Here is an 11,183-nt window from a genome sequence, read left to right as displayed (position 1 = left end):
TTTGTTCCTGTAACTGACTGTGCTCCTTTAATCATTGCCAAAGAAAAGGGCTTCTTTCAGCGTTATGGTTTGAATGTGGCTCTTAAGAAATATCCTGACTGGTCAGCGGTTCACAAAGACTTACTATCATGGGGTATAGATGCCTGCGTTGCCTTGTTTGGATTGCCAATGCTCACCAATTTTGGTTCAGCCAAGGCACCAGTGATATCTCTAATGATGCTCAATCGCAATGGCGCTGGAATCACCTTTTCCAAAAAAGCTTGGCAAGGTGCTATTCGTCCTTCAACGGAATACTATAATTTCCCAGATTTTGCCAACTCCTACAGGAAATACATTAGACGATTAACCGAGCCCCTAAAAGTAGGGATAGACTTGACCAACTCCATGGCAAACTATACCCTTCTCTACTGGCTATCAGCTATGGAGATTAATCCGGAGAAACAGATTAAGCTAATCGAGTTTCCACCATCTCAAATGGTATACAAACTCCAAGCTGGGATAGTAGATGGCTACTGTTTAGATGAGCCCTGGAACCAAAGAGCAGTTGTAGACCAGGCTGGATTTACGGTTTATGTAAGTCGGGATATTTGGAAAGGTCATCCAGGAAAAATACTAGCAACCATGGGACCTTGGGCAGAAAAACATCCCACAACCGCCCGAGCCTTAGTAGCAGCTGTTTTGGAAGCTTGTCAGTATTGTGACCAACTAGAAAATCGCCAGTCAATTGCTCAGATTATATCTAGGAGCAAATACATCGACACTAAAGTAAGCTATCTGGAAGGTTCTTTACTGGGCAACTATAATTATGGTGGCTTTGACCAGAAAGACCGATTTGAATCAATCCCTGATTTTAATTTATTTCACTTCCAAGATACAGACTATCTGAAAAAGCCCAATCATGCTAATTATCCTTGGCGCTCCCATGGTGTTTGGCTGCTAACCCAAATGATTCGCTGGCGTCATATTAACCGACGTCAATATCCCAAGGATGCGGATAAAATTATCGACCGGGTTTATCCAGTGAAAATTTATGAAGAGGTTGCCAAGGCGTTGAAAATCGATCTACCTAGTGAGCGTATGAGGCTTGAACCTGCTGATGTGTTTGTGGATCAAAGAGCATTTGACCCTAGTCAGCCAGTTAATTACCTCAATGGTTTCGATATCCGAGCTGATCGTTCTCAGTTAATCGGCTTGGCTTAACTTAGGAATAAACCTCAATTCATTCGAAAATTAAGCAACACCCCAATTTTCTGGCTCTGATGTAACCATTGAATATAAATTATGCATTTAATTCATCACCAGAAATAATTTGTAACAAATCATACGAAACTTATGTTTCAGGGGTGTAACTATTAGTACCTGAACAATAGTATTAAGTTAACCTCAGAAAAGTAGTATCTATGGGCGAGTACTTTAGCAATCAATTCCGAAAGAATTACCCTAAACCAATAAGCTATAGTATTCAAACTAATAGGTAACTTTAATCAGTCAGCAAGTTGATGGCAACCGATCAGCTGGATTGTTTTGAAAGGGATTCTTTGGAGTAGTTTTTGGAGGATACTAAATCCACCCAAACGTTCAGCTTTTATCACTAATGCTGTTGGTGCGTGAATCTTCTGTTTTCGTAGTTTGAGTAGAGGAAAGGTATATAGATGCTCGCAGAAATGTGGTCTTTTCGTGGTAGGTATAAAATCCTCCACATGACCTGGTTTGCTTTCTTCCTGTCGTTTGTAGTGTGGTTCAACTTAGCACCCCTAGCAACACAGGTGAAATCAGACTTCGGTCTCGAAGTAGGTCAAATCCGAACCATCGCAATTTGTAACGTTGCCCTGACAGTGCCTGCCCGTATCATCATCGGGATGCTGTTAGATAAATACGGACCAAGAATCACCTACTCCCTGTTGCTGATGTATGCAGCAATACCTTGTATTGCTTTTGCCTCGGCACAGAACTTTAGCCAACTGGTGATTAGCCGCTTGGCACTGAGTATCGTAGGTGCAGGTTTTGTGATTGGCATCCGGATGACGGCAGAATGGTTCCCTCCCAAAGAAATTGGTTTAGCCGAAGGGATTTACGGGGGCTGGGGTAACTTTGGTTCTGCAGCAGCAGCCTTTACCCTACCTACCATTGCCGCTTTTTTAGCCTTTGGCAGTCCAGGTCTCAACTGGCGCTTTTCCATTGCTGGTACCGGGATTATCGCTGCTCTCTATGGCGTCCTCTATTATTTTAACGTCCAAGATACTCCCCCAGGCAAAGTTTATCAGAAGCCCAAAAGCGCCAGAGGAATGGAAGTCACCACTAAGAAAGACTTCTGGTTTCTGATGGTGATGAATGCTCCTCTATCTATCATTCTTGGTGTTCTGGCTTGGCGCTTGAATAAAGTAGGCTTTTTCGAGCAAAATGTTCTATATATCGTCTGGGCTGGTCTACTTGGGTTGTATCTGTTCCAAGCTTACAACTGCTGGGCAGTTAACAAAGATTTGTTAGCAGGTCGTAAGCGCTATCCTCCTGAAGACCGCTTCAATTTTTCTCAAGTTGCCATTCTAGAGTTGACCTACGTTGTTAACTTCGGTTCTGAATTAGCTGTAGTTTCTATGCTCCCTGCCTTCTTTGAAGGCACCTTCGGACTGAGTAAACAAGCAGCGGGGATGATTGCTGCTAGCTACGCTTTCATGAACTTGATGTCCCGTCCTGGTGGCGGCTTAATCTCTGATAAACTGGGTAGCCGCAAGATGACCATGGCAGTTCTAACATTCTGTATGGGTATTGGCTATCTGATTTTCAGTACGGTGAAAGGAGGCTGGTGGCTTCCTGGTGCGGTACTGCTGACCATGGCTTGTTCCTTCTTTGTGCAAGCTGGAGAAGGCTCTACCTTTGCCATCGTACCTCTGGTCAAGCGACGGATTACCGGTCAGGTGGCTGGTAACGTGGGTGCTTACGGAAACGTTGGTGCTGTTGCTTACCTGACTATCTTTAGTTTATTGCCAGCAGGAGATGTGGGTAACCGCATATTCTTCCAGGTGTTGGGTGTTACAGCTTTGGTTGTTGCCTTCCTGTGCTTCCTAGTATTGAAAGAACCTAAGGGTTCCTTTGCTGAGCTCCATGAAGGGGAAGAAGAATACGCTACTGCTGCTAGCCCAGCTGCTATGGAAACTGGAGACGTGATGAACTAGTTCCTTGGTGGGTCTAGTTGAAAGCACTCTACACTAGATGGCTGAAAAATATCTAGATAGAAGTGGGGCAATCTTAATTAAGATTGCCCCAAACCCGACGGAATAATTGCTTATTAAACAAGGTAAAAAAATCCTCAGCCTTTAGCTATCAGCTCTTCCAGCTCTTCAGCACTGAGCAAGATTTTGAATTAACGAAAACTTTCATAAAAGCCTCTGGAAAAGAGGCATGTGACAGTTGCTATAAATATCCACTAATCTACCACTATCTACAACGGACTAATACCACGACCTAAGGCGGTCGAACTTACGGGACTATCACGGAACACTTTAAGGAAGTACGCAGATAATGGGACTCTCAGGTGCGAAAGAACGCCAGGCGGGACTAGACTCTTTGACTCAAGAGATCTTCTTCGTTTTGGAAAAGCTCCAAAGTCTAACAGGTCACATTACTACACCATCTGTTACTGCCGAGTCAGTACCAACTTTCAAAGAGACGACCTCGACAGACTTCTCGCCTATCTCCATTCCCTCTTCCCGGAAGCGGAAATCATCAAAGATATCGGCTCAGGTCTCAACTAAAGATTTGGGCTTAGAGCCGTACTGGAGCGAATCGTGCGCTATGATCAGCTCACGATTGTTGTTGCCTGTAGAGACAGGCTCACCCGATTCGGGTTTGAACTCATTGAGTACTTGGTCGGTCTCAACGGTGGAAAAATCCTGGTTCTCAGTCAACCTGAAAGCTGCCCCGAATCTGAACTTACCGCAGATATTCTGTCCATCATTCACGTCTTCTCCTGTAGGGTTCACGGACTCCGGAAATACGGTAAGAAAATCAAAGAAGATTCGACTGTTCCTAAGCTCTGAACAGCGCTCGCTTGTTCGGCAATGGTTTGGAGTGTCCCGTTATGTTTTCAATAAAACCGTCAAGATACTCTCTGATGGTGAGACCAAAGCTAATTGGAAAGCTATTAAGACTGGCATATTAAATGACCTCCCTGAGTGGTGTAAAGCAGTGCCTTATCAAATCAAATCTATAGCGATAAAGGATGCTTGCACTGCGGTTAGGGAGGCCAAGAAAAAATACAAAAAAACTTCACAAATTAACCGAGTAAGATTTAGGTCTCGTAAGAACCCTGTTCAGTCTTGCTATATCCCTAAGTCAGCAGTGTCTAGCAAAGGTGTCTATCACACAAAGCTGGGAGAAATTGCCTTTGCTGAGACTCTACCTGACAATATCTGTGATTGTCGATTAACTAGCACTAACGGGAGTTGCTACCTGGTAGTTCCCCATGAAGCAACTAACACAAAAGCCGAAAACCAAGGTAGAGTGGTTGCTTTAGACCCTGGAGTCAGGACTTTTATTACTTTTTTTAGTGAAAAATCTGTGGGAAAGATTGGGCACGGAGATTTTTCCAGAATTCAGCGAATATGCCAGCATCTAGACAACCTGTTATCAAGGATTAGTAAAGCCAAGGGTGGGCAGAAGCGTCGAAGGAGAAAAGCTGCTCGACGAATGGTAATCAAGATTCAGAACCTGATAAATGAGCTTCATCATAAGACAGCTAAATTCCTAGTTGACAACTTTGATGTTATTTTACTTCCCACGTTTGAGACGTCTCAGATGTCAAGGAAGGAGAAAAGGAAAATTAGGTCTAAGACTGTTCGCAATATGCTTACTTTTGCTCACTATCGGTTCAAGGAATTCTTGAAACATAAAGCTCAAGAGACTGGGAAAGTTGTTGTTGATGTTTGTGAAGCTTATACCAGTAAGACTGTTAGCTGGACTGGTGAACTGGTCAATATTGGTGGAAGCCAAATCATCAAATCAAAGATTGATGGTCGATCTATGGATCGCGACATCAATGGCGCTCGGGGAATATTTCTTCGTTCGCGCAGCGTGGCCTACGGCCATGCCTTGGGAGATACCCCCTGGCTGAGAAATCAGCTTGCATTAGTGAGCCAGAATCCGCCATTGGTAGATTTTGGTAGCTAAAAAGTATCGGATATGATTGCTCGTATAACAGCATAAATCAGCTAAATAATTTAGGTAACTAGCTAAGTACTAACGAACTAACTAATTGATTAACTAATTAATGATTGATTTGATATAAACGTTTGTTATAAATAGCTGATATTTGATATAAGAATTATTAATTAAAAATTAATTGCAAAAATATTTAATCTAGTCACAAAATATACTAAAAAGACTCAAAAAAAATTGGGGGTAAAAATCATGACTGACTCAGCTAAGACACTCTGTCCCTACTGTGGGGTTGGCTGTGGTCTGGAAGTATTACCTCCAGCTGGTTCTGGTCGTGCTACCTATCGAGATAGTCAAGGCAATCCGATTTGGAAAGTTAGAGGCGATCGCTCTCATCCCTCAAACCAGGGTATGGTTTGTGTCAAAGGTGCCACGGTTAGTGAGTCTTTGGATAAAGACCGCCTCAAGTATCCCATGATGCGGGATTCCCTAGATCAACCATTTCAGCGAGTGAGTTGGGATGAAGCCCTAGACCGAGTAGTGAATCGGATTCAGACGGTTCGTTTCACCCAAGGACCAGAAGCAATTTGTATGTACGGTTCCGGTCAGTTCCAAACCGAAGACTACTATATTGCTCAGAAATTGCTCAAAGGTTGTCTGGGTACCAATAACTTTGATGCTAATTCCCGCCTGTGTATGTCCTCAGCTGTAGCTGGATACATCCAAAGTTTTGGTTCCGATGGTCCTCCCTGCTGCTATGACGATCTAGAATTAACTGACTGTGCCTTTTTGATTGGGACTAATACAGCAGACTGTCACCCGATTGTATTTAATCGTTTGCGTAAGCATCACAAAAAGCATCGTCATGTTAAAATGATAGTGGTAGACCCTCGCCGCACGTCTACCGCTAAGCTGGCTGACTTACATCTAGCGATTAAACCGGGTACTGACATTGATTTACTCAATGGTATTGCTCACTTACTATTGCGCTGGGGTAAACTGGACACTGAATTTATTGAGGAGTGTACCAGCGAATTCTCCGCATACGCTCAGGTAATTATCAACTATCCACCGGATATCGTTGCCGAAAGATGTGGTATACCGGTGCATGAACTTGAGGAAGCTGCTCGCTACTGGGCAAAATCGAAGCGTGTCCTGTCTTTGTGGTCAATGGGGGTCAACCAATCATCAGAAGGTACTGCTAAAGTCCGCACCATCATTAATCTGCACCTGATGACAGGCAACATTGGTAAACCAGGAGCAGGACCATTTTCTCTAACTGGTCAACCTAATGCGATGGGAGGACGAGAAGCTGGAGGACTGGCTCACATCTTACCGGGTTATCGGGTAGTAAAGAATCCCCAACACCGCAGTGAGGTGGAACAGTTATGGAAACTCAAGCCAGGGACAATTTCCCCCAATGCTGGTCTTGATGCTTGGAGCATGATCAAAGGTCTAGAAACTGGAGATGTCGGTTTCTTGTGGATTGCTGCCACTAACCCAGCTGTGAGTATGCCGGATATTGAACGAACTAAGGCAGCCCTAAGAAAATCCTCCTTTACTGTCTATCAAGATGCCTACTACCCCACTGAAACCGCTGCCTATGCTCATGTCTTGCTGCCAGCAGCCCAGTGGAGTGAAAAGACTGGCGCTATGACTAACTCTGAGCGAGTTGTCACCTTTTGCCCCCAATTCCGTAATCCACCAGGAGAAGCCAGACCGGATTGGGAAATCTTTGCGGAAGTAGGGCGTCGCCTCGGCTTTACTAAAGAATTTGACTTTACTGACTCTGCCGCTGTCTATCGGGAATTTGTCCAACTTACCCGTGGACGACTTTGTGATATGACTGGACTTAGTCACGAGCGCTTACGGAAAAACGGTCCGATTCAATGGCCCTGCCCTGAGGAGTTCCAAAACCAAGAGTCTTCTGAGTCACTGAGCAATCAGCAATCAGCACTAAATACTGGCAAACGGCTTTATACTGACTTCCGATTCAATACGCCAGATAGCAAGGCAAAATTTGCTGCCTTCCATTCTAAAGGACTGGCAGAACCCCCCGAGGAAGAGTATCCTTTGGTTCTGACAACTGGCAGACTCTATGGTCACTGGCACACTCAAACCCGCACCGGCAGGATTGAGAAAATTACCAAAATGTACCCCAATCCGTTACTAGAAATTCATCCCCGTGATGCCCAGAAGCTGGGGATTAAAGATGGGGGTTGGGTAGAAGTGCGATCGCGTCGCGGAACTTGCCGCTTCCCAGCTCAAGTCACTAAAGCGATTACTCCTGGTACAGTCTTTGCCCCCATGCACTGGGGAGCTTTGTGGGCAAATCAGGCAGAAGCTAATGCTCTGACCCATCCTGAATCTTGTCCCATTTCCCTAGAACCAGAATTAAAAGCCTGTGCTGTCAACTTGGTGCCCATCAGTGAAACTGACAGTATGCGATCGCAAAATCCCAACCAAGAGCCATTAGGAACACCGATTTTACAAAAGCTCAAAGTTTTGAGGTAATTGTTAAAAGTTTTAACCTTCCATTCTTAATTCCGCTCTCCGAGAGTTTCCCAAAGACCTGCCTCACCAAGGGTGATTGGAGTCTGGGTTTGTGTCTGGGCAAGATTTGAAATAGACATAAACGGCACTAACCCCATCACCAAGGAGCACAAAACTATCAGCATAGTCATCCTGACTGGATGCTGCCAGTGTGTAGTTACAACATGAGACTGGGTTGTGCTGCTAAGCTCTTGCATGCTCATGACTAAAACCTCAGAATAGATGTGTACGAATATAGGGATATTTCACTGTTGTCTTTGAGGATGCAGTGCATTGTTCCTATTCATGCCAAGTTGCAGGGACAGTCGGCAACTTGGTATTTTTTTATGCACTAAAATCCTTTACATTTTGAATCATACAAAAATTTTTGGAAAAAGTAGCTAGATTTACCAAATAAAAACATAAAAAGTAACATTAGTTACTGAATTTAATTAATTTTTGTGAAATACAGTAAGTTATGAGGTTTTTAGGCATAGACCTGGGCTGGACTTCTGGAGCAACTGGTCTTTGTTGCTTAGATTGGTTTGACGGCACCCTAAACCTGCTAGATTTAGACCGCAAAGAGTCAATCACAGATATCCTGAACTGGATAGACCATTGGTCACCATCTCCAGAACCCGCCATGGTAGCAGTAGACGCTCCTACCCTGATTCCCAACCCTACAGGAATGCGTCTACCGGATAGACTGACCCATAAATACTTTGGTCGCTATCATGCTGGGTGTTATCCCGCCAACCGCCAACGCCCCTTCGCCCAGCGCACTATAGAATTTGGTCTGAGCCTAGAAAAACGGCAATTTATCCATGCCCCAACTATCACTCACCAAAAACTAGGGCGCTACCAAATCGAAGTCTTCCCCCATCCCGCCATCGTTGAGCTATTCAACCTCAATCGCATTCTCAAATACAAAAAAGGGAGTGCGATTCGTTGAGCAGAAACCGGTTCCAGCCGGGGGATTGCTCGAAGGGATAAAACCCTTTAACTGTGTGGTTCATGTAGGTTAAAATCCTACAACCAAGATGTCTGGTTACTCCATATTCCTAGGCTTGGAGACTGAGTATCAAAGAGTCGAGTGCAAGGAATAATAAGCGGTGTCACGCCAAAAGTCATTTGAGGCTCAAACCGCAAGGGAGACCGAAAGGGTAAGACAACGAACTGGTGCCAGACGCATCGTCAGTGTAAGATTCAGGACACAATGACTTAAGTCCTTTATCGATTTAGAGATGAAAAGGAAACAGGTTTTGCCTTGCTTGTTTCGACATCCTTCTCCCGAAAGGGACATCTCTCGGTGTATAGCCAGTACCCAACCCGGTCAGTCAATGGTCACACGGAACGAAGTAACCGGGATAGTTCCTCCCAATATGGGTAGGTACTCAACCGCAAGGGTTATCCCGGAAAGACGGTGTCAGAAGCTAACGCCCTAGGGAAAGCCTAAGGATATGCAGACGGACACCCCTGAGTCGGCAAGAGTAGAACACGAGTAGCAGATATGTCCAATACACACGAAACCGTGATGGTGGAACTGAATAACTGGAACTCTCTCAACTGGAAGTCCATTGAGAGGGCAGTGTTCAAGCTGCAAAAACGTATCTACAAAGCCTCACAGAATGGGGAAAGAGCTAAAGTTAGAAAGCTCCAAAAACTACTAACCAAATCAAAATCTGCCCGGTTATTAGCCGTAAGAAGAGTAACCCAGGATAATAGAGGCAAAAAGACAGCTGGTATCGATGGGAAGAAAAGTCTAGCTCCAAAGGAAAGGTTAGCTTTAGCCCAGTCATTAGAACTGGATGGAAAGGCAAAACCGGTAAGGAGAATAATGATACCCAAACCCGGCAAGAAAGAAAAAAGACCTCTAGGTATCCCCACCATGGAAGACAGAGCAAAACAGGCTTTAGCCAAGTTGGCTCTAGAACCAGAATGGGAAGCACAGTTTGAACCTAACTCTTATGGCTTTAGACCAGGTAGAAGCACTAAGGACGCAATAGCAGCCATATACGCTGACATAAACAAGAGCAGCTACTATGTGCTAGATGCGGACATAGAAAAGTGCTTTGACCGAATCGACCATGAAAAACTGTTAAATAAAATAAATACTTATCCTCGGATGAGAAGACAGTTAAAAGCATGGTTAAAAGCTGGAGCCTTAGGAAAAGAAGGGTTCATTGAAACCCCAGCCGGAACACCTCAAGGAGGAGTAATCTCACCATTATTGGCAAATATAGCTCTCCATGGGCTAACACAGCTAATGAATGAGACCTTCCCCGTAAGGTACACAAACCGACATCTGGCAGAAAGATATAATCTCCCACAGAAAATAAATCTAAGACCACCGCTGGTTCACAGATATGCGGACGACTTTGTTGTCCTACACAAGAGCTTGGAGATGATTCTGGAAGCCAGAGGGGTCATCCAGGAATGGCTAAAGGAAATCGGACTAAATCTAAAAGAATCAAAAACCTCAATAGCACACACCTTAGGGAGGAAAGGAACAAAAGCAGGTTTCGACTACTTGGGTTTCAACGTCCGACAATACGAGGTTAATCAGGTCAACAGCAAAAAGGACAGACAAGGGAACAAATTAGGATACAAAACCCTAATAAAACCCAGTAAAGAATCCGTAAAGAGACACCTAAGGAACCTAAAGGAAGTTGTCCGAAGCCACAGACACTCAGACCAAGCCAGGTTAATCGGGGAATTAAACTCCAAAATCACTGGATGGGCTAACCAATACAACTCAGTAGTAAGCTCCCGAATATTCAGCCAAATCGACAGTAAACTATTCCTAAAACTTGAGCGATGGGCTAAATACAGGTCTCCTAACAAAGGAACCAAGAAAGCCATAGCCAACTATTGGTGGATAGATAAAGGTGAAGGATGGATATTCAGAACTCCTGACGGTCAGTACACCCTAAATAAACATACGGATACACACATAAAAAGGGTGATTAGACTAAAGGAAGGAAAATCGCCATACGATGGTGATTGGTACTACTGGGCTGAAAGATTAGCCAAATATCATGGTGTAAAGCCAACTGTGAATAAACTCCTGAAAAGGCAAAAAGGGAGATGTGCTCTGTGTAATCACAGATTCATGTCTGATCATGTATTTGAAATAGACCACATCATCCCTAAAAGAGCCGGTGGTAGTAATAAGCTAGAAAACAAACAGCTCCTACACTCCCACTGTCATAATAATAAAACCAGACAGCAAAGAGCGGAATATCCCCATGAAGTATAGGCAAGATACCAATGCCACCAGGAGGAGCCGGATGATTGGGAACAGTCATGTCCGGTTCTGGAGGAGAGTTCGGGGGAGGAATCCCTCGTTCGACTCTAATAACTAAGGGAAAGAGGTGTAACTATTAGCATTTAATCTCATCAAACCTTTTCATATCTCTACAAAGATGTTAGTATAGATTTGTAGAGGTTAAGCCGTTATGAAAAAATATGTCACCCCAAAAGAGGCAGCCGAATAT

Annotated in this window: 7 protein-coding genes and 1 pseudogene; 7 read left to right on the top strand and 1 reads right to left on the bottom strand. The window is 44.2% G+C overall.

Annotation, left to right across the window (positions count from 1 at the left end; all coding sequences use genetic code 11):
- From F6K57_RS30645 to F6K57_RS30625, 5 genes and pseudogenes are all read left to right on the top strand, one after another.
- A partial coding sequence (locus F6K57_RS30645) for an ABC transporter substrate-binding protein (protein ID WP_293071945.1) occupies positions 1 to 1,200 on the top strand: 1,200 nt, incomplete at its 5' end.
- 452 nt (positions 1,201 to 1,652) lie between these two features.
- Positions 1,653 to 3,173 (top strand): MFS transporter, encoded by a 1,521-nt coding sequence (locus F6K57_RS30640; protein ID WP_293018484.1) that lies wholly within the window; start codon positions 1,653 to 1,655, stop codon positions 3,171 to 3,173.
- Between the two features lie 264 nt (positions 3,174 to 3,437).
- A pseudogene (locus F6K57_RS42240) lies at positions 3,438 to 3,533 on the top strand (hypothetical protein); the annotation flags it as partial.
- The gene (locus F6K57_RS30630; RefSeq protein ID WP_364304686.1) at positions 3,520 to 5,166 is read left to right on the top strand and encodes a transposase; all 1,647 of its coding nucleotides are present in this window, start codon (positions 3,520 to 3,522) and stop codon (positions 5,164 to 5,166) included. The pseudogene F6K57_RS42240 and the gene F6K57_RS30630, both read left to right, overlap by 14 nt.
- Positions 5,167 to 5,406: 240 nt before the next feature.
- On the top strand, positions 5,407 to 7,668 hold the full coding sequence (locus F6K57_RS30625; protein ID WP_293071944.1) for a nitrate reductase: 2,262 nt from the start codon (positions 5,407 to 5,409) through the stop codon (positions 7,666 to 7,668).
- A gap of 26 nt (positions 7,669 to 7,694) precedes the next feature.
- Here F6K57_RS30625 and F6K57_RS30620 read toward each other — a convergent pair whose 3' ends face one another.
- Entirely contained in the window at positions 7,695 to 7,910 is a 216-nt protein-coding gene (locus F6K57_RS30620; RefSeq protein WP_293018490.1) for a hypothetical protein, read from the bottom strand.
- Positions 7,911 to 8,164: 254 nt separating this feature from the next.
- Between F6K57_RS30620 and F6K57_RS30615 the strand changes: the two genes are divergently transcribed.
- Positions 8,165 to 8,638, top strand: coding sequence for a DUF429 domain-containing protein (locus tag F6K57_RS30615; RefSeq protein ID WP_293071943.1), 474 nt, complete (start codon positions 8,165 to 8,167; stop codon positions 8,636 to 8,638).
- Positions 8,639 to 9,196: 558 nt separating this feature from the next.
- Positions 9,197 to 10,945, top strand: coding sequence for a group II intron reverse transcriptase/maturase (gene ltrA, locus F6K57_RS30610; RefSeq protein ID WP_293071942.1), 1,749 nt, complete (start codon positions 9,197 to 9,199; stop codon positions 10,943 to 10,945).
- Positions 10,946 to 11,183 lie beyond the last annotated feature (238 nt).

The organism is Moorena sp. SIO4A5 (genome assembly GCF_010672005.1).
In the GTDB taxonomy this organism is placed as follows: Bacteria; Cyanobacteriota; Cyanobacteriia; order Cyanobacteriales; family Coleofasciculaceae; genus Moorena.
The sequence above is the reverse complement of the archived record's forward strand: the minus strand, read 5'-3'. Positions and strand labels throughout refer to the sequence as shown.